This is a genomic window from Candidatus Accumulibacter similis (genome assembly GCA_013347225.1).
Lineage (GTDB): Bacteria > Pseudomonadota > Gammaproteobacteria > Burkholderiales > Rhodocyclaceae > Accumulibacter > Accumulibacter similis.
Genome location: CP054595.1, coordinates 3137796 through 3157294, shown reverse-complemented (window position 1 = coordinate 3157294; position 19499 = coordinate 3137796). Strand labels below are relative to the sequence as shown.

Annotated in this window: 19 protein-coding genes; 17 read left to right on the top strand and 2 right to left on the bottom strand. The window is 67.5% G+C overall.

All coding sequences use genetic code 11. From position 1 onward, the window contains the following. The first annotated feature begins 49 nt into the window (after window positions 1–49). The 4 genes from HT579_13855 (at window position 50) to nosD (ending at window position 3779) form a co-directional block, all read left to right on the top strand. Window positions 50–358: a c-type cytochrome gene (locus tag HT579_13855; GenBank protein QKS29902.1), complete on the top strand. Its 309-nt coding sequence runs from the start codon at window positions 50–52 to the stop codon at window positions 356–358. Between the two features lie 96 nt (window positions 359–454). After that, entirely contained in the window at window positions 455–1192 is a 738-nt protein-coding gene (locus tag HT579_13850) for a c-type cytochrome (GenBank protein ID QKS29901.1), read from the top strand. Between the two features lie 178 nt (window positions 1193–1370). Next, on the top strand, window positions 1371–2360 hold the full coding sequence (locus HT579_13845) for a hypothetical protein (protein ID QKS29900.1): 990 nt from the start codon (window positions 1371–1373) through the stop codon (window positions 2358–2360). A 3-nt stretch (window positions 2361–2363) separates the two neighbouring features. Further along, window positions 2364–3779, top strand: a complete 1416-nt coding sequence (gene nosD / locus HT579_13840) for a nitrous oxide reductase family maturation protein NosD (protein QKS29899.1) — start codon at window positions 2364–2366, stop codon at window positions 3777–3779. A gap of 216 nt (window positions 3780–3995) precedes the next feature. Here nosD and HT579_13835 read toward each other — a convergent pair whose 3' ends face one another. Beyond that, window positions 3996–4541 carry a hypothetical protein gene (locus tag HT579_13835; protein QKS29898.1) on the bottom strand — a complete coding sequence of 182 codons (546 nt, stop codon included), beginning with the start codon at window positions 4539–4541 and terminating at the stop codon, window positions 3996–3998. Between the two features lie 806 nt (window positions 4542–5347). On the opposite strand from HT579_13835, the gene HT579_13830 reads away from it, so the two are divergent. From HT579_13830 to HT579_13775, 12 genes are all read left to right on the top strand, one after another. Next, on the top strand, window positions 5348–6247 hold the full coding sequence (locus HT579_13830; GenBank protein QKS29897.1) for a 4Fe-4S binding protein: 900 nt from the start codon (window positions 5348–5350) through the stop codon (window positions 6245–6247). After that, window positions 6247–7209 (top strand): NapH/MauN family ferredoxin-type protein, encoded by a 963-nt coding sequence (locus HT579_13825; protein ID QKS29896.1) that lies wholly within the window; start codon window positions 6247–6249, stop codon window positions 7207–7209. The genes HT579_13830 and HT579_13825 overlap by 1 nt, the downstream gene beginning before the upstream one ends. Window positions 7210–7221: 12 nt before the next feature. Further along, a complete protein-coding gene (locus HT579_13820) occupies window positions 7222–8094 on the top strand; it encodes an ABC transporter ATP-binding protein (GenBank protein QKS29895.1) in 873 nt (290 codons plus the stop codon). Between the two features lie 13 nt (window positions 8095–8107). Then, entirely contained in the window at window positions 8108–8581 is a 474-nt protein-coding gene (locus HT579_13815; GenBank protein QKS29894.1) for a nitrous oxide reductase accessory protein NosL, read from the top strand. Window positions 8582–8591: 10 nt separating this feature from the next. Then, complete coding sequence (locus tag HT579_13810) at window positions 8592–9419, top strand: ABC transporter permease subunit (GenBank protein QKS29893.1); 828 nt, start codon at window positions 8592–8594, stop codon at window positions 9417–9419. Next, on the top strand, window positions 9337–9936 hold the full coding sequence (locus HT579_13805) for a TlpA family protein disulfide reductase (GenBank protein QKS29892.1): 600 nt from the start codon (window positions 9337–9339) through the stop codon (window positions 9934–9936). Before HT579_13810 ends, HT579_13805 begins: the two co-directional genes overlap by 83 nt. A gap of 140 nt (window positions 9937–10076) precedes the next feature. Beyond that, the gene (locus HT579_13800) at window positions 10077–11240 is read left to right on the top strand and encodes a protein nirF (protein QKS29891.1); all 1164 of its coding nucleotides are present in this window, start codon (window positions 10077–10079) and stop codon (window positions 11238–11240) included. A gap of 5 nt (window positions 11241–11245) precedes the next feature. Further along, window positions 11246–12229: an Lrp/AsnC family transcriptional regulator gene (locus HT579_13795; protein ID QKS29890.1), complete on the top strand. Its 984-nt coding sequence runs from the start codon at window positions 11246–11248 to the stop codon at window positions 12227–12229. Next, entirely contained in the window at window positions 12222–12701 is a 480-nt protein-coding gene (locus HT579_13790) for an Lrp/AsnC family transcriptional regulator (protein QKS29889.1), read from the top strand. Before HT579_13795 ends, HT579_13790 begins: the two co-directional genes overlap by 8 nt. Next, complete coding sequence (locus HT579_13785; GenBank protein QKS29888.1) at window positions 12698–13183, top strand: Lrp/AsnC family transcriptional regulator; 486 nt, start codon at window positions 12698–12700, stop codon at window positions 13181–13183. Before HT579_13790 ends, HT579_13785 begins: the two co-directional genes overlap by 4 nt. 103 nt (window positions 13184–13286) lie before the next feature. Beyond that, window positions 13287–13736 carry a PilZ domain-containing protein gene (locus HT579_13780; GenBank protein ID QKS29887.1) on the top strand — a complete coding sequence of 150 codons (450 nt, stop codon included), beginning with the start codon at window positions 13287–13289 and terminating at the stop codon, window positions 13734–13736. A 16-nt stretch (window positions 13737–13752) separates the two neighbouring features. Next, complete coding sequence (locus HT579_13775; protein QKS29886.1) at window positions 13753–14235, top strand: aminoacyl-tRNA deacylase; 483 nt, start codon at window positions 13753–13755, stop codon at window positions 14233–14235. A gap of 189 nt (window positions 14236–14424) precedes the next feature. Here HT579_13775 and HT579_13770 read toward each other — a convergent pair whose 3' ends face one another. Beyond that, a complete protein-coding gene (locus HT579_13770; protein ID QKS29885.1) occupies window positions 14425–16713 on the bottom strand; it encodes a mechanosensitive ion channel in 2289 nt (762 codons plus the stop codon). An 801-nt stretch (window positions 16714–17514) separates the two neighbouring features. Here HT579_13770 and HT579_13765 point away from each other — a divergent pair. Next, window positions 17515–19446 (top strand): hypothetical protein, encoded by a 1932-nt coding sequence (locus HT579_13765; GenBank protein ID QKS29884.1) that lies wholly within the window; start codon window positions 17515–17517, stop codon window positions 19444–19446. The last annotated feature ends 53 nt before the right edge of the window (window positions 19447–19499 follow it).

Sequence of the window (19499 nt, the reverse complement as noted above, 5' to 3'; positions counted from 1 at the left end):
GGGAGCAGGCTTGGGCTGTTCCCCGTTTTCACATCAGGAAGGAACCATCATGAAGAATGCGATGCCTCTGCTGCTGCTGGCCGTTCTGGCAACGCCGGCGATGGCGGCCGACGGCGCCAAGCTGTACACCGAGAAGACCTGCAACGCCTGCCACGGTCCGGCCGGCAACAAGCCGCTGATGCCCGACTACCCGAAGATCGCCGGGCAGAACGCGAAGTACGCCGAACGGCAGATGCTCGACATCAAGAGCGGTGCGCGCGCCAACGGCAATTCGGCGGCGATGAAGGGCGTCATGCATCTGGTCAACGACGAGGAGATCAAGGCGCTGGCCGAGTACATCTCGAAGCTGAAGCCCTGATCCGCGACGCCGGCCCGACTTGACAATTATCAACGCCAGGGCGCGGGCCGGTTGCTAGATTGGCGGCATCGTTTCGCAACCAACAGGGAGTTCGCAATGAAGAAGCTGATCCTGGCAGTGTCACTGGCGGTGGTCGCCACGGCTGCCGTGCATGCCGGCCCGCCGGCGCCGAAGACGCAGGGTATCGAGAGCAAGGACTACAAGTGGAACGCCCAGGAAGGCGAAAAGATCGAGGCGCTGAAGCTCAAGGGCGACCGCAAGCGTGGCGAGGAAGCCTACGAGGTCTGTGGTGCGTGCCATCTTCCTTCCGGTGCCGGTCGTCCGGACGGCACCTTCCCGCAACTCGCCGGCCAGCACACCACCGTGCTGATCAAGCAGATGGCGGACATCCGCGCCGGCCTGCGCGACAACCCGACGATGTATCCGTTCGCGGCGACGCTCACCGATCCACAGGAGCTGGCCGACGTCGCCGCCTACATCGAGCAGCTCTGCATTCCGCTCGAGCACGGCAAGTACGACGGCAAGGATCTCGACAAGCAGCTGGCGACCGGCAAGGAACTCTACGAGAAGGAGTGCAAGGAGTGCCACGGAGCCAATGGCGAGGGAGTCAAGGACAAGTTCTACCCGGTGATCGCCGGCCAGCATTACAAGTATCTGCTGCGCCAGATGACCGAGATCCGCGACGGGCACCGGCGCAACGCCAACCCGGACATGGTGCGGATCATCAAGAAGTACAGCAACGACCAGCTCGTCGCCATCTCGGCCTATCAGGCAAGCCTGGTGATGCCGGGCAACATGTGCAAGGCCAAGGCAGCGCCGGCGAAGAAGAAGTAGCCCTGGCGCCGGGCGCTTGTGGCGGACTTGCCCGCGCAAGCGACCCCCGGCCTGCCGACAGCACATGCGGCGGGCCGGGCTGCGACGGGCAGACCAGCAACGAATCACATGCTGCGGGCGGCCGGCTGGTGTCCGCCGGCCGCAGCCGGGACCGTGTCCCCGCACGAGGATGGAGAGCATGTCGGCAGTACCAGGCAGCAGGCAGAATCTGATCGTCGCGGCGCTGACGGCGCTGGCGACGGCGCTGATGATCGTCGCCTATTTCGCGCCGATCTGGTGGGTGTCGCTGACGGCACCAAACTATCCGCCGGATGCCTTTCCCGACGGCATCCGCATCCATTTCCACTTCAATGGCGTCTTCAACGGCTGCAAGGCGGCCGGCAGGGGGACGCGGATGGCGAGCGAGATCATCCAGAAGGATCTCTCGCACGAGGACGAGCGCTACAACCCGATCACCGACCAGGGGAAGGACATCGACAGGGGCGCGCAGGGTCTCGACTGCGTGCATGAGATGAACACCATCAACCACTATGTCGGCATGTTCCCGATCGCCACCGGCGCGCCGGTCGAGAAGCCGCTGGCGAAGTTCTTCTTCGCCTTCTTTGCCGTCATGCTGCTCGCCTTCATGCTGCCGCGGCGCAAGCCGCGGGTGATCGTGCTGGCGATCGGTTGCACCCTCGTCGCCGGCTGGATGCTGCTCGACCAGTACGTCTTCGGCGCCCTGGCGGCGCATGTCGCGAATTACGTCAGCGAGACGGCGACCTTCTTCAACGAACCGGAGAAGATCCAGGTCTGGGGCGACAACGTCACGCGCATCACGCACCTCGTGATCGCCGGCACGATCGTCGCCATGGTCGTCCTCGTCCTCGGCGTCGCCCGGCTGCGCATCTTCTCGCTGCTGCTGGCGCTGGTGCCGGCGCTGCTGCCGGTCTACTTCGTCATCACCTATGCCGGCTGGCTGTGGTTCTTCGGCCACAACCTGCATCCGTGGGGTGCCTTCACCGTCAAGCCCTTCATGCCGACGGTTTTTGGCGAAGGCAAGGTGGCGCAGTTCTCGACCTATTCCTACCCCTACTGGGGTTACGCGCTGCTGCTCGGCGTCATGCTCTGCCTCCTGCTGGCGCTGCTGATCCGCCGCAAGCAGGTGCGCGAAGGAACGGCGGAGTAGCGGATGTTCGGCCGCCTGCTCGCCGCCGGCCTGGCCTGCGGCCTGCTCCTGGTCGTCGTGCCGACGCCCGGTGGTGCCGAGGATGCGCTGACGGCGCTGCGGCGCAGCGGCGCCGGTCGCGCCGAGACGGGCGATGCCGGCGAGCGGCGCTTCGGCGACATGGCGGCGCCGGTGGCAGCCGGTTGGGGCAGCATCGACGAAAGGATCACGCTGCCGACCACCGGTCGCGTTGCCGGTCTGCAGTTCCTGCAGGAACTCGTCAATGCCGCGCCGGCCGGTTCGGTCCTGCGACCGCCTCCGGGCATCTACTCGGGGCCGCTGGTGGTCGACAAGCCGCTGACGATCGATGGCGGCGGCGCGGTGACGATCGACGGCGGCGGCAAGGGGACCGTCGCCATGCTGGCTGCCAGCGATTCCGTCCTGCGTGGCCTGCGGCTCGTCAATTCGGGTTCCTCGCACGATTCCGACGACGCCTGCCTGAACGTCCGCGGCGACCGCAACCGCATCGAGAACCTGCAGATCGACGACTGCCTGTTCGGCATCGATCTCAAGAAGGCCAACGACAACCTCGTGCGCGGCAACCGCATCCGCTCCAAGCCCTTCGATCTCGGCACGCGGGGCGACAGCCTGCGCCTCTGGTACAGCCACCGCAACCTGATCGCCGACAACCTGATCGAGGATGCGCGCGACATGGTCGCCTGGTACTCGAACGACAACCGCTACCTCGACAACGTGGCGCGGCGCAGCCGCTACTCGATCCACTTCATGTTCGCCAGCAACAACCTGGTCGAGGGCAACCGCTTCTACGACAACGCCGTCGGCGTCTACGTCATGTACTCGGGCGGCGGCGCCATCCGCAACAACCTCTTCTCGCGCGCCAACGGGCCGACCGGCATGGCGGTCGGCTTCAAGGAGGCCTCGGACGTGGTCGTCGAGGGCAACGAGATCATCTACTGCGCAATCGGCGTCGGCCTCGACATGTCACCTTTCGAACCCGACAGCACGATCAGCATCCGCGGCAACCGCATTGCCTACAACGGTGTCGGCATCAGCTTTCTTGCCGACAGGGAAGGCACCCTCGTCGACGGCAACATCTTTGAGGGCAACCTGTCGCAGGTGGCGATGGGTGATGCCGGCAGCGCACGCAACAACGTCTGGCGCGGCAACTACTGGGACGACTACCAGGGTTTCGACCGCGACGACGACGGGCAGGGCGACCGGCCGCACGAGCTGCATGCCTATGCCGACCAACTCTGGATGGCCGTCCCCTACGCGCGCTTCTTCCGCAATGCGCCGGTGATGGAGATGCTCGACTTCCTCGAGCGCCTGGCACCGTTCTCGGCCCCCGTCCTGCTGCTGCGTGACCAGCAGCCGGTTTTCGACAGGTCGCGGATGAACGAACGGAAGCCTGCTGCCTGAAGGCGAAGCCAGGCGCCTGCAGCGTCGCGCCGGCGCCAGAGCCGCCTGCGTCCGTTCTCAGGCAGCGCGAGACACCGCCCGCTGAAGTCGGCGTGGCGCGCACAGCCGTGCCAGAGCAAGCCCGACGAGGGGCAGCGAGGCGGGCGAGGGGATGCTTGCTGCCTGGCTGGACTTCGACGCGGGCGCTGCCTGGCGTCCCACTCGGTGGCTTCTTGATCAGCGAGGCCAGCAGGGTGATCGCGTAGGGAGGCAGTCCCAACTCGGGTTCATCGACCAGAATGACCGACGGTAGACAACTCTCCGGCTGCAGGAAGAGCGTCGCCAGGGCGATGAAGCGGAGGTGCCATCGGACAGCGAAGATGCATCGAAATACGCGTCCGATCCCTGGTGGCGCCACTCCAGGCGAATCTTGCCCGGGTTCAGTTCCTGAGGCGCCAACGGGAAATCGTCAAAGAACGTCGCCATCCGCTGCGCCGTCCGACGGATCAGGCTATGCGAGGCCTCATGCCTGTCGCGCAGGAAGTAGGGAAAGGCCTCCAGATTCGAAGCGTCGGGTCGCAGATAGCGATTGTCATTGACGTCCGCCGTCCTCTTCATGGGCGACGTGGAACTGGTGTCGTGGAAGTGATACAGACGCCAGCGTTCAAGGTGGTCGCGCACGTAACCCGCCACCTGGGTGCCTTTCGGCGCCCCGATGCCGGCCTCCTTGCCGGCCCGCTCGATCACCTCGTCATAGGGCTGCGAGTTTTCGACCTGTCCCAAAAGTAAACGACTTCCAGGCTGGGAACGAGTTCGTCGCCATCGGTCGGTTCAAGGTCGATGGCGTACTGGTTGCGCTCGTTCCGGAAGACGATCCCGATCTCTATCTTCCGAGCCTGCTTGGCGCCGAAATGCAGCACGCTGTCGGCGCCGCCCGCCTTGCGAGTTCAGGCATGGGTCGATTCCTGCTGGGCAACGCCGCTGGATCCAGCCACCCGGACGACCAGGCGCTCGTTGGCGACAGACAAGATGCCGCCGCTCCCGCAGGCCGGGTCGTAGATGAAATGTGCCTGACCGGGGCCGGGATGGCGAGCCCTTCGATCATCGGTCGGATCGCTTCGGCGCCAGCTCGGCCTTGCCGCTCCCGGGTGGCTTCGCCAGCACCGCGGCGCTCCCGGCCTGACGCCAGGCCACCAGCACACGTTCGTCCGGGAATGTACCGTAAAGGTCGGCGGATGCCAAACGAACCGGGGGCGCCCCCGGTATTTCACCAGGCTGCTGCAGCGGCAAGCATGTTGCCCCGCAGCACGATCACGGGAATTTAATCCAGCTCAAAACATCGTTCTGCGCATGTGCCGACAATGTGCGACGGGTTGCCGCAATGCTCCTCGGGAGCGAAGGCGTCGGCGTGGAACCCGGTTCAAGGAGATTCGGGACGAACGGATGGGGATGGTGTTGCAACTGCCGGGCTGTTGTCGCGCATCGCCGGTCGAACTGCGGGCGGCGGCGTCGGCGCTGAACCAGCGGCTTTGCGGCCTGCGGCCGCGTGCCGGCGGGTCGCGCGGCATCGCGGGCAGGGAGCCTGCCGGATGAGCGGGAAGACCGGCGAAGAACGCCCTGCGGCAACACCGCAGCCGCCGGCCGAGGCAGGCCTGCCTGCGGCCGCTGGCGGCCGGCCAAAGGCGCCGGTGCGCCGGCAGTCGAGCCGGCGCCGCTTCCTGCGCTCGGCGTTCCTCGTCGGCGGCGTGCTCGGCCTGGCGATGCTCGGCTACGTTCCCGTTGCCGGTGCCCGGCGCACCCGCCTGCGGCCGCCCGGTGCGCTCGAGGAGAACGATTTCCTCTCGTCGTGCATCAAGTGCGGGCAGTGCGTGCAGGTCTGCCCGGTGGCGGCGATCCGGCTCGACGACATCGACAGCGGCTTCGGCATCGGCGTCCCCTTGATCGACGCCCGCGCACAGGCCTGCGACTTTTCGTGCGATGCGGTGCAGTGCATCCTCGCCTGCCCGACGGGATCGCTGACCTACCGCAAGCCGGCCTCGCTGGCCACCCGCCCGGGGATGCCGTTGGCGCGGGCGCCGCTGCTCAAGGCGAAGGAGAAGGACGCCGAGCCGACGCTGAATCTCGCCGAGCGCATGGGGATTGCCCGCCTGGCGCGGCCCGACTCCTGTCTGGCGGTGCTCGGCAAGGGTTTTCGCGGCCAGGCGCGCGGCGCCGATTTCCGCGGCAGGCTGCGCTACGTCGAACGCGACCGCTGGCGCCCGGTCGCCGTTCGCGACCACCCCTACGAGCGCGATCTGTGCAACCTGTGCGTCACCGAGTGCCCGATCGGCGACGCCATCACCATGCAGGTCAGGGTGGCTGCCGACGGCAGCCGGCAGCACCGGCCGCAGGTACTCGAGCAGTGTGTCGGTTGCGGCGTCTGCGAGATGATCTGCCCGGTCGATCCGGCAGCGATCGTCATCGCGGCCCGCCAGCCGTGGGCGATCTGATGAGCGCCAGCGAACGCCTGCGCGTCATGTTCGGCGCCGCGCCGCTGAAACCGGAGCGGATCACGCCGGAAGCGCAGCAGGTGCACAGGCTGAAGCGGATGAGCAAGGCCGACTTCGCAGCCCTGAAGCAGCATGCGCGCGACCATCAACTGGTCAACCACAAGTGGCGCAACCGCCGCTGGGCGGTGCTGATCCTCGTCAACCTCCTGTTCACCTTCTCCTTCTGGCTCGACATCCAGATGCTCGAGGGGTCGCTGACCGCGTCGCGCTTCGTCGGCTTCCACCTGATCGACCTCAACTCGGCGCTGCAGGTGATGCTGGCGCACCGGCACGTGATCGTCAATCTGTTCATCGGCACGGCGACGGTCTTCGTCCTCTGGGTGGCGCTCGGCGGCCGCTCGTTCTGTTCCTGGGTCTGCCCCTATCACCTCGTCGCCGAATGGTTCGAGTGGCTGCACCTGCGGCTGGTGGCGAAGCGGCTGGTCAGCGATCACGAGTTCCATCGTGGCGCACGCAGCATCTTCTGGCTCACCTTTGCCCTGCTTGCCGTGCTCAGCGGCTACACCGTCTTCGAGACCATCTCGCCGACCGGCATCCTGTCGCGGGCGCTGATCTACGGCCCGTCGCTGGCGCTTGGATGGGTCCTGCTGCTGCTGCTCTTCGAGGTGCTCTACTCGCGCCGTGCGTGGTGCCGCTACGTCTGCCCGATCGGTCTGACCTATGGTATGGTGGGCGCCATTTCGCCGCTGCGCGTCGAGTACCGACTCGAGCACTGCTTCCACGAAGGCGATTGCCGCAAGGTCTGCATGGTGCCGCATGTCCTCGATGTCGTCATCAAGGGTCGCGCCGCCGACCTGAAAACGCCGATCGGACCGGACTGTACCCGCTGTGGGCTGTGTGTCGATGTCTGCCCGAGCGGTGCTCTGGTCTTCGACATCAAGGGCCTCGACAGGCTGCTCTGAACAGGGTTGCGAATGATCCGTTTCAGCGACGTCGGCAAGGACTTCCGGAAGCACCGCGTGCTCGACGCGGTCAACCTGGAGATCGTTCCCGGCGAGCGGCTCGCCCTGATCGGATCGAACGGTGCCGGCAAGACGACGCTGATCCGCTGCCTGCTCGGCGAATACACGCATCAGGGTGCGGTGACGATCGGCGGGCTGGCGCCGCGCAGCGCACGCACACAGGTGCTCGGCAAGGTCGGTTTCGTGCCGCAACTGCCGCCGCCGCTGAAGATGCCGGTCGGCCAGTTGCTCGCCTTCGCCGCTGCCGTCTGCAGCAGCGACGCCGAGCGCATGCACGCACTGTCGCGGCGTCTCGGCCTGGACGTCGGCAGCATCCTGGCGCGACCGTTCAATCGCCTCTCCGGCGGCATGAAGCAGAAACTGCTGATCGCCATCGCCCTCGGCCGCGATACCGAGCTGCTGGTGATGGACGAGCCGGCGGCGAATCTCGACCCCGAGGCGCGCCACATCTTCTTCAACCTGCTCGCCGAACGACTCGGCAGCACGACGATGATCATCTCCAGCCACCGCCTCGACGAAGTCGCGCCGCTGGTGAATCGGGTCGTCGAGATGGATACCGGGCGCATCGTCCTCGACGACCGCGTCGCCGAGGAGTCCCGCTTCTCCACCCTGTTCGAGGTGCATCTGACGCTCGCTCGCGCCGACGCGGCGATCGCCCGCACCCTCGGCAGCTGGCAGTTCGCCGACCGGCGGGCGGGCGTCGAATGGCACGGAACGGTGTCCGGAGCCGATCGTCTGCGTTTTCTCGGCATGGTCGCGCGCTACGTCGGCCTGCTGTCGCGCATCGAGATGCACGAAGTCGACGCCGCGGTCGTCCTGCAATGAGGCTGCCGGCGCGATGAAGCGACGCCGCTTCCTCGAGATCGCCCGGCTCGCCGTCGCCGGCGGCTGTTGCCGGGTGGCGCTCGGCGGCGGCCTGGCGGCAGCGCTCGGCGGCTGCATCGGCGAGTCGACCAGCGGCCCGGTCGACATCAGGTGGGACCGCGACGTCGACGCGCGCTGCGGCATGGTGATCAGCGACCGGCGCTTCGCAGCGCAGATCCGCGCGCCCGGCGGCAAGGTGGCGAAGTTCGACGACATCGGCTGCGCCATCTTCTGGCTGGCGCAGCAGGCGTTCACCGAGGAGACGCCGCAGCTCGAGTACTGGGTCGCCGACTACCGCGGCGGCGCCTGGATCGATGCGCGGCACGCGCACTACCTGGCGGGCAGGAAGAGTCCGATGGGCTATCATTTCGCGGCGCTCGCCGCCGCCGAGGACGGGACGATCGCCTACCCCGAGCTGAAGGCGCGCATCGTCGCGCGCGGCAAGTGACGGACCGGCGATGAAGCCGCTCCTCCTCACCGCCCGCCTCGACATCGTCGAGTCGCTGCGTGCGCGCTGGTTCCTGATCTACAGCCTGGTTTTCGGCGGCATCGTCGCGCTGCTCTTCGCCTTCGGGCTGACCGAATCGCGCGTCCTCGGCTTCATCGGCCTGTCGCGACTGCTGGTGACCTATATCCAGCTGACGATGGCGATCCTGCCGGTCTTCGTCCTCATCACCACCGTCCGATCGGTTGCCGGCGACCGCGAGGCCGGCGTCTTCGAATACCTGCTGTCGCTGCCGGTCTCGCTGTCGGCGTGGTTCTGGGGCAAGATCCTCGGACGCTACGTGACCATCTTCCTGCCGGTGTTCGTCGCCATGCTGGCCGCCGTCCTCTGGTCGCTGTTGCGCTCGATCGAGGTGCCGTGGTCGATGTTCTTCTACTACACCGGACTGCTGGCAGCGATGGCGTGGTGCTTCCTGGGGATCGGCATGCTCATCTCGACGCTGGCGCGCGGCACCGACGTCGCCCAGGGAGCGGCGTTCATGGTCTGGCTGACGATGCTGCTGTTCCTCGACCTGATCCTCCTCGGGGTGATGATCCAGGGGCGGGTGACGCCCGAGGTGGCGGTCGGCATCGCCCTGCTGAACCCGCTGCAGGTCTTCCGCACCGCGGCGCTGGCGATGTTCGACCCGCAACTGATCGTCCTCGGTCCTTCGGCCTACGTCATCCTCGATCTCTTCGGCAGCAGCGGTTACCGCGTCTATGCGCTGCTCTATCCGCTCGCCGTCGGCACGCTCGCTGCCGTTGCCGGGTACCTCAGCTTCCGTCGCAGTGACCTGCCGTAGCACCATCTTGCGCCCGCTGTTGCGCCTCCTCATCGCCGCCCTCGTCGTGCTGCCCCTGGCGGCGGCGAGCGCCGCCGAGCCGCCGTCGACGGCGGCGCTCTTCGCGCTGACGCTCGCCGACGCCGACGATCGGCCACTGTCACTGGAGTCGCTGCGCGGCCGGCCGCTGCTGGTCAATTTCTGGGCCCGCTGGTGCGCGCCGTGTCGCAAGGAGATTCCCGAACTGGCCGCGCTGCAGAGACGCCACGCCGGCCGCGGGCTGGTCGTCGTCGGCATTGCCGTCGAGGAGGCGGACAGGCGCGCGGCGCTGGCCGACTTCGCGCGTGCGCATGACCTGGACTATCGCTGGCTGGTCGGTGGCACCGAGCGCAGCATCGAACTGATGCGGGCACTCGGCAACGCGAAGTCCGGGCTGCCGTTCACCGTTTTCGTCGACCGTGACGGCCGCCTGCGGCAGGCGAAACTGGGAGCCATGAGCGGGGCCGAGATGGACGCCGCCGTGCGCGCGCTGTTCTGAGCGGCGGCCATGGCGACAACTGCCGCGAGGGGCTCCCGCGCTCGTTGCCAGAGGCTGCCCGCTCTGGCGATAATGGACGACCGCGGCCGTGGACCGGCGTTCCCGGGCGCGGCCGCGGCAGCACCCCGTGAAGGATGAAGATGAGAAGAATGCTGTTCCTGCTGTCGCTCCTGCTGCTCGCCGGCTGTGCGGCGCCGAACCTGCGCGGCACCGGCGACCTCGGTGTCGTCATCGAGCGCGGCAGCGGCCACGTGACCCTGGTCGATACCACGCGGCGGCAGCCTTATGCGCGCATCGGCGGCCTCGGCGACCTGTCGCACGCATCGGTGGTGTTCTCGCGCGACGGCCGTCATGCCTACGTCTTCGGCCGTGACGGCGGTCTGACGAAGATCGACCTGCTGCAGGCGACGATCGTCCGCCGCGTCCTGCAGTCGGGCAACGCCATCGGCGGTTCGATCTCGCAGGACGGACGCATCGTCGTCGCGCAGAACTACGCCCCGGGCGGCATCAAGGCCTTCGACGCCGGCACGCTCGAGCTGCTGTCGGAGGTTCCCGCCGAGTACGCACCGGGCAGCTTCTCGAAGGTTGTCGGCCTCGTCGACCTCAGCGGCAACCGCTTCGCGTATGCGCTGTTCGAGGGCGGCGAGATCTGGGTCAGCGATCTCTCCGACCCGCACAGGCCGCAGACGCAGCGCTTTCCCGCCGGCCTGCAGCCCTACGATGGGCTGGTGACGCCCGACGGCCGCTTCTACCTCGCCGGGCTGTTCGGCGAGGACGGCGTCGCGCTGCTCGATACCTGGCTGCCGGAGCAGGGCAGTCGCCGCATCCTGCAGGGCTACGGTCGCGGCCAGGAGAAGCTGCCGGTGTTCAAGATGCCGCACCTGCGCGGCTGGTCGATGGCGCAGGGTCGCGCCTACCTGCCGGCGATCGGCCGGCACGAGGTGCTGGTGGTCGATGGCAGCAACTGGCAGGAGGTCGGCCGCATCCCGGTCAAGGGGCAGCCGGTGTTCGTCATGGCACGCCCCGACGGGCGCCAGGTCTGGGTCAACTACGCCTTCCCCGACAATGGCTGGGTGGAGGTGATCGACACGCTGAGCGGCAAGGTGGTGCAGACCCTCGAGCCCGGCCGGGCGATCCTGCACATGGAGTTCACGCCGCGCGGTGAACATGTCTGGATCTCCGCGCGCGACGACGACAAGGTGGTGATCTACGATACCGCGCGCTTCGAGAAGATCGCCGAGTTCCCGGCGCAGGCGCCGAGCGGCATCTTCTTCACCAGCCGTGCCGCGCGCACCGGATTCTGACCGCGATGATCGACAGCGGCGCCCTCGACTTCCGCCTGCTCAACGAGTTCCAGCGCGATTTCCCGCTCTGTCCGGCACCCTTTGCCGAACTGGCGTCGCGTCTCGGCGTCGCCGAAGCGAAGGTGCTGCAGGGACTCGAAGCGCTGCGTCGCGAGGGCAAGGTCGCGCGCGTCGGCGCGGTCTTCGCTCCGAAGCGGATCGGTGCCAGCACGCTGGCGGCACTGGCGGTCCCGCCGGCGCAACTGGCGGCGGTGGCCGAGGCGGTGAATCGCTTTCCCGAGGTCAATCACAACTACGAGCGCGAGCACCGCTACAACCTCTGGTTCGTCGTCACCGCCGGTTCCGAAGGGCGGCTGCAGGCCACCCTGGGAGCGATCGAGCAACTGGCCGGAGTGCCGTTGCTGCGGCTGCCGATGCTGCAGGAGTACCACATCGACCTCGGCTTCGCGCTCGGCGGCGACGCCGCGGCGACGCGCCGGTGCGTGCCGGTGCGGCAAGCCCTGGTGCCGCCGCGGGCGCTCGACGAGCAGGAGCGGCGGCTGGTCATCGCCCTGCAGGAGGGCTTGCCACTCTTCATCCGGCCGTTCTGGATCCTCGCCAGCCGCATCGGCTGCGACGAGGGCGAAGTGCTCGAGCGGATCCGGCGCTGGTGCGCCGAAGGCATCATCAAGCGCTTCGGGGTCATTGTCCGGCACCACGAACTCGGCTATACCGCCAACGCGATGCTGGTGCACGACGTTCCCGACAGCGATGTCGACGAGGTCGGCGAACGGCTGGCGTGCGCCGACGGCGTCAATCTGTGCTATCGCCGGCCGCGGGTCCCGCCGCAGTGGCGCTACAACCTGTTCTGCATGATCCATGGCCAGGCCCGCAGCGAAGTGGCGGCGAGCATCGCCAGCCTGCGGCAGCGGCTCGGGCTCGCCGACTACGCGCACGAGGTCCTCTTCTCGCTGACCCGCTTCAAGCAGAGCGGTGCGCGCTATGCATGAGCCGGCAGTGATCGATGCCGTCGATCGGGCGCTGATCGACCGCCTGCAGGGCGGTTTTCCGATCTGCGAACGACCCTATGCCGAGGTCGCCGGCTGGCTGGGAATCGACGAGGCGGAACTGCTCGAGCGTCTCGGGCGCCTGCTCGCGACGCGCGTCCTGACCCGCTTCGGGCCGATGTTCCAGGTCGAGCAGATGGGTGGCGCCTTCGTCCTGGCGGCGATGGCGGTGCCCGAGGCCGACTGGCAGCGGGTGCGCGCGCTCGTCGATGCGCTGCCCGAAGTCGCCCACAACTACCGCCGCGAGAGCGACCGGCACTCGGCCTTCAACATGTGGTTCGTCCTCGCCACCGAGAGCGAGGCGGGAATCGCCGCCGCCATCCGCCGCATCGAGGAGGGCAGTGGCCTGCCGGTCTTCGCCTTCCCGAAGCTCAGGGAATACTTCGTCGAGATGAAGCTGGCGGTGCGCACATGAGCCTGCGGCTCGACGACATCGATCGGCGCCTGGTGCTGGCGACGCAGGACGGCCTGCCGCTGGTGCCGCGCCCGTATCACCAACTGGCGACACAGCTCGGCATCGGCCCGTCCGAGGTGATGGAGCGGCTTCTGCGGATGCTCGCACGCGGAGTCATCCGGCGCATCGGCGCCGTCCCCAACCACTACGCGATCGGCTACACTGCCAACGGCATGAGCGTCTGGGACGTACCGGACGAGGCGATCGACGAACTCGGCGTGCGCGTCGGCGAGCTCGAGTTCGTCACCCACTGCTACCACCGGCCGCGCCGGCTGCCGGAGTGGCCGTACAATCTGTTCGCCATGGTGCATGGGGGTTCGCGTGACGAGGTGCTGCACAAGGTGTCGGAGATTGCCCGCCTGCTCGGCCCTGCCTGCCGCGCGCACGACGTGCTCTTCTCGACCGAAATCCTGAAGAAGACCGGCTTGCGCATCGGCGGCTGAGGCGGCGCGCCCGCCGCCATCCGGCTGCTGCAGGCGATTGACCGCGCGGTGCGCCGGCGTTGGACTTGCCGCCGGCTGGTCGCTGGCGGCAGAGGAGGGAGGCATGACGTCGATAGAGACGCGCAGGCGCAGCATCATCCGTCATCCGGCGGACATCCCGGTCGATATCGCCGTCGGCGGTGTGAATCGCCGTGTGGCGCCGCGGACGAAGGAAGTCAGCGTGGGCGGTGTGGCCTGCCTTGGCCGACGGCCGCTGCGCGTCGGGGCGACGGTGGTGCTGTCGATTCCGCTCGTGCGGCCGCCGTTTCGCGCCGCCGGGGTGGTGGTCTGGTGCCAACGGCAGCGGACCGCCTACGAGATCGGCATCCGTTTCGCCGACGCCGCCGACCTCTTCGCCGCCCGCATGGTCGAGCAGATGTGGCAGATCGAGCATTACCGGCAGCGGGTCCGGCGCGAAGAGGGGAGGGTGCTCGACGCCGAGGCCGCCGCCCGCGAATGGATCGACCGGCACGCGGCGAGCTTCCCCGTCTTCGGCAACGGCAGTACCCACTGACGGACGGGTGGAGCGAATGGCGAGCAACCGCCTGCCCGTGTCGCCGGCGATCCGCTTCCTGCGCGCTGCCGGCGTCACCTTCTCCGATCATCCCTACCCCTGGGAGCAGCACGGCGGAACGGCCGCCAGCAGCCGCGAACTCGGGGTCGACGAACACGCGGTGATCAAGACGCTGATCATGGAGGACGAGCGCCGGCAGCCGCTGATCGTCCTCATGCACGGCGACCGCGAGGTGTCGACGCAGAAGCTCGCGCGCCGGCTGGGGGTGAAGTCAATCGTGCCCTGCCGGCCAGAGGTCGCCAACCGTCACTCTGGCTATCTCGTCGGCGGCACCAGTCCCTTCGCCACACGCCGGGCGATGCCCGTGTACCTCGAGCGCAGCGTTCTCGAGCTCGAACGAATCTTCATCAACGCCGGCAGGCGGGGTTACCTCGTCGGCATCGCGCCGTCGGTGCTCGTCGACCTGTTGCACCCCGAACTGGTCGAGGTTGCTGCCTGAGGCTGTCCGGTCGCAACCGGTACACAGGCGGCGCGGCCTGCGCTCAGAGGTTGTGAATAAATCTACTGCGCGACCGATCTGCGGCGTTGCCCACTCGCTCACTCCTCGCCTATCTATCTGATATGTCTCGTCGTTCGCTCGCTCGCGCCTTGCATCTCGGCCTGCTCGCGACGACTTCTTCACAACCTCTCAGGCCGCGCCGGGATTGCCGGGCGCTTCCCTCTGCGGCGCGATGCTGACGGCCAGCGGTCGCGAGGTATCGAGGTGCAGGTCCCGCTGCGGGAACGGGATGGCGATGCCGGCGGCTCCCAGTCGTTTCTCGATCGCGTAACGCAGGTCGCTGTCGACCCGGCGTCCCGGCGGCCGCTGTGCTCCGAGTTCGACCCAGAAGACGAGCACGAGCAGCAGCGCGCTGTCGGAGAAGTCCTCGAAGAAGACCTCCGGCGGTGGATCCCTGAGCACCTCGCCGTGATCCGCGGCGCAGCCGGCGATGATCTCGGCGGCACGGTGGATCGGCGAGCCGTAGGCGATGCCGATGCGGATCTCGCGCCGGATGCGCGGGTTCGAGTAGGTCCAGTTGACCACCTGGTTCTCGAGAAAACTGGAATTCGGAATCAGTGCCTCGACACCGTCGAAGCCGCGCACCGTCGACGCGCGCAGGTCGACGGCGACGACGTGGCCGGTCATGCCGCCGAGCTGGATGATGTCACCGACGCGGACCTTGCGCTCGAAGAGGACGATGATGCCGCTGATGACGTTCTTGATGATCGTCTGCGTGCCGAAACCGACACCGATCGCCAGCGCGCCGCCGAGAAAGGCGAAGACCGTCAGCGGGATGCGCGCCAGGTTGAGGATGAAGACCACCAGCAACACGCCGAGCGCGATCATCGCCCAGCGGCGGATGACGCTGGCGAGCTGCTGGTCGACGCCGAAACGCTGCACCATCACCCGCTGCAAGCGCCGCGACAGCGCCGCGAACAGCCAGTAACCGAGCAGGAACAGAAGGATTGCGCCGATGCTCTTGCCGACGGTGACGCCGTAGCTGACGGTGACGCTCTTGCCGTCGATCAACGTCGATTCGTCGACGGCGAACATCTCGAAGTTCCAGATCCCCTTCAGCGTTTCGGTCACCTGCGCGGTGGCGAACTTCCAGTCGCCGGAGCGAGCACCGCTGCCGCTGAAACCGAAGTCAGCCAGCCAGCGCTCGATCTGCCGCAGCAGTCCGGTCCCCATCCGCTCGACGCGCTCGAAGGCCTGGCTCCGCTCGCGCAGCGCAGCGAGCATCTCCGCCTGCTGCGCCGCCGTTGCGGCACCGGCAGTGCCTGCCGCGATGCGCGCTTCCTCCTCCCGGACCTCGGCGCGCGCTTCCTGCGCGAGCTGCTGCACGAGCTGGCGGCGGCTCGCGAGTTCGTCGCGGGTACGCGTCAGCCAGGCGACGACGCCCTGCCGGGTCGTCGCGTCCTGTGACTGGAAGCCGACGTAACGCTGCGCCCAGGCGTCGATGCTCGCCTGTGCCAGCGTCTGGGCCCAGTTCAGCGCCAGCAGGCGTACACGGTCGCTCTCCAGTCGCGCATCGAGCAGCTGCAGGCGCCCTGCCGACTGTGCGTTGCCACGGCCGGCCTCGGCATCGGCGAGAAGGCGTTCGCGCTCCGCCGCGCGGCGGCTGTTGTCGACGATCAGCCGCTCGGCTTCCGAGTTGAGCTGCTTCAGTTCCCGGCGCAGCAGCGCCTGCTGCTGCTCGAGTTCGTCCTTGCTCAGTTCCTGGGCCGGCAGGACCCGTGTCAGAAGCCGTTCCATCTCGGTGTCGCGCGCCTGCAGCGCCCTCGTCTCGGCGGCGATCCTCTCCTTCGCCAGGCTGATGTTGAAGAGCTGTGTTTCCGCCAGCTTCCGGCGCAGCAGGGTCGCGTCACGGTTGTCCCGTTCCCGCTCGGTCTCCTCCTTGCCGCGCGCGCGGCTCAGCCGGTCATCGGCGAGACGAACCGCCTCGCTCGCCTTGCGTTGCTCATCGAGCTGCCCAGTCTGCAGGGTGTCGAGGGCGCGGTCGGCGGCCGCCAGTCGCTGCATGAGGTTGCGCACGGCCTGCTGCGCGTCGCGCAGCGCATCGACGCGCAAGGCCGAGTACGGTCCGGGGCCGCCGAAGCCGGCGAGCAGCTCCTGCTGCTGCAGGTCGGGCGGGCGCGGCCGGTCGAGGTTCTCGAGGTCGTCGATGAGCTTGATCTGCTCGCCGTAGGCGACGACGAGGCGGTCCAGCAGCCGACGCCTCTCGCTGACCAGCGGATCCTCGGTTGGCCGCGCAACGCCTTCCTCGACCCTGAACGCCTCCTGCTGCCGGCGCGCCTCGGCGAGGTTGCGCGCCGCCTTTTCGCGCGGCTTCTCCGCCGGCTCGGCGCTCGCCGCGGGTGGCGCGCTCTTCTCCTTCGACCAGGGGAACTGCGCCGCTGCCGGCGTGCCGAGCAGCAGCAGGAGCAGGGCGAGCAACGCTCGCCAGGCGAGCGACCGGCTCCGCCGGGCAGCAACTGCGGCAGGCACGGGGAGGCGGCGGAGCCCGTTGCTACCGGACAGGGGGACAGGTCGGCGGTCTGCGAATGTTCTCATCATGGTGCGGCCGATGGTAGCGCAAAGCGGCCGCTCCGTGCTGGCACGCTGCGCTTGCCGGTGAGTCCTGCGGCTCATCGATCTGGGCCATGCCCAATGGCCGACGCCTCTCGGCTCTTGCCTGCATGGAGCACCGGCGTTGCTGCAGGAAACCGCAGCGATCGGCGCCGATCACTCGCCCGAGCGTCTGGCGAAGGAATGTCGCGATGGCTTGAATTGCCGACCATACGGATGCTTGAATTCTGCAATTCGTCGGATCACCTTGCCGGGAGGCAAGCATGCGAGGCACGCTCACCAAAGGTGCGCAGAGGGTGGTTGCGGCCGAGATTCACCGGCACCACCGCGAACGGTGCGAGGTTTCGGCGGTTGCATCTACCAGCGATTGCCCCGCACCGACTCGCGTATCGGAACGAGGGGAACCAAGTCGGCTGCCATGACTCCCGCCACGCCTGCGACGACGCACCTTTCCGGACGGATGGGCTTGCTTTTCCTCAGAATTATTGCTAAGGATGATGCGAACGACTGTATGATGCTTCCAGAAACAACAAGAAACAAGACGTTCGCAGTGTCCGATCCGCGGAGTGGAGCAACGATCCCAAAAAAAGCCGGCACCCGTCGCGGCGGAAGCCGGTGCAAGGATTGTCCTTCCGTATTGGCTCAACGATGTTGCCAAGAGAAAGAGTCATGATGCTTTCGTTCAGGAAGAAGATCGTTCTCTCGCTTCTCGTCACGTTCGTCGCCATGTTGGTGACGGCGGCCGCGCTGATTTACGTGACCCACGTCAGCCAGTTGCGGGAGGCGCTGGAGGCCCGCATGCGCGGTGACGAGCGGGTCTTTCTGACCCAGATTGCCAGTGACGCCGAGGGCCTGGGGCGCGCGTTGACGGCAACGATACGCATCGACGGTCTGCTCGACGCATTCGAACGTGGCAGTCGCGATGAGCTCCTCCAGCGTGCGAAGCCGCTGTTCGAGGAACTCAAGGCGCAGTCGAGAATCACCCATTTCTACTTCTTCTCGCCGGACGGGACGACCTTCCTGCGTGTCCACAAGCCGCAACAGCACGGCGACCGGAACACGCGCAACAGCTTCCGCATGGCGGCGAGCGCCGACAAACTGGCGACCAGCCTGGACATGGGCAAGAACTTCTTCTCCTTGCGCGCGGTGCGCCCGGTTTACCGTGATGGCAGGAGGATCGGTTACTGGGAGCTTGCCCAGGAGATCGACCACGTTCTGCCGGCGACGAAAGAGATCACCGGCGATGACGTCGCCGTGTTGCTGAACGACGAGTACATGCGCAAGAAGGGCACCGAGATCAAGGGCGAACAGTTCCGCGGACTGACTCTGCTCGACGCAACGAACCGCGAGGGCGTGCTCGACCGACTGCGCGAGTTCGGGGTCGGCGCCGACGCTGCCGATGCCGGTTTGCGCATGGGCAGCAGCCACGCGCTGATGATTTTCCCGTTCAAGGATGGTGCCGGCGAGAACGCCGGAGTGCTCGTGTTCACCCGCGACATCCGGTCGGAGCACCGCGCGGTGCATTCAGGCATGCTGCGCAGCCTGCTGTTCATCGGTGTGATCATGTTGCTTGGTGGGGCAGTCGTCGTTGCCGTGGTCGGCCGTGCGGTTGCGCAACTGGGTGGTGATCCGGCCTATGCCGTCGCCGTGACGAGGGAAATCGCCGCTGGCAACCTGGGCGTCGAGGTCCGTTGCGAAAGGTCGCACCACGACACGCTGCTGGCTGCCGTCAGGGAGATGCAGACGGCGCTACGCGAGATGGTCGGGGAGATTCAGCGCAGTGCGTCATTGCTCGCCGAGGATGCGTCGACCCTCGCCCGGTCGGTCGGCGAGGCAGCAGGCGCCCTGGTTGACGAAGCGGGCTCGGCTCGCGCGATCGCTTCGACGGTTGCCGCAGTGACCGACCGTATTGGCCAGTTGAGCAGCAGCGCGGGTGAGGCACGGGCGACGGCTCTGGAGTCGGGTGAACTTTCGCGGCAGGGCGGACAGGTCATCGACAGCTCTGTGGCCGAGGTGTCGCGGATCGCCGAAACGGTTCAGCGATCGGCCGCAATGATCGACGAACTCGTTCGTCAGTCGGACCGAATCTCTGCAGTGACTGCGGTGATCAAAGAGATCGCCGATCAGACCAACCTGTTGGCGCTGAATGCCGCGATCGAGGCGGCGCGGGCGGGCGAGGCCGGCCGTGGTTTCGCGGTCGTCGCCGACGAGGTGCGCAAACTCGCGGAGCGTACCGGCAAGTCGACCCAGGAGATCAGCAGCATCATCTCTCTGGTGCAGCAGAGCACGCAGTCGGCGCTCGAGTCGATGCACCGGGAGGTTGAACAGGTCGACCGGGGCGTTGCGCTGGCGCACCGGGCAAGCGCCTCGATCCGTCAGATCGAGACCGGGACGGCCCGGGTCGCCGAGGCCATCGCCAGCATTTCCGATCTCCTGCGTGAACAGGCCGCAGCCAGCGACGAGGTCGCTGCCGGCGTGCAGGAGGTGGCGGGGGTGAGCGAACGCAACGGTGAGTCCTTGCGCAAGGTCACGAGCGCTGCCGGCGAGGTCGCCGCCGTCGCCGGCCGGTTGCAGGAAGCGGTCCGGCGCTTCAGGACCTGATTGCCCGCGGGCCGTGGCCTGCGTGGCGGCGGGCGACGACGACAGCGTTCGGG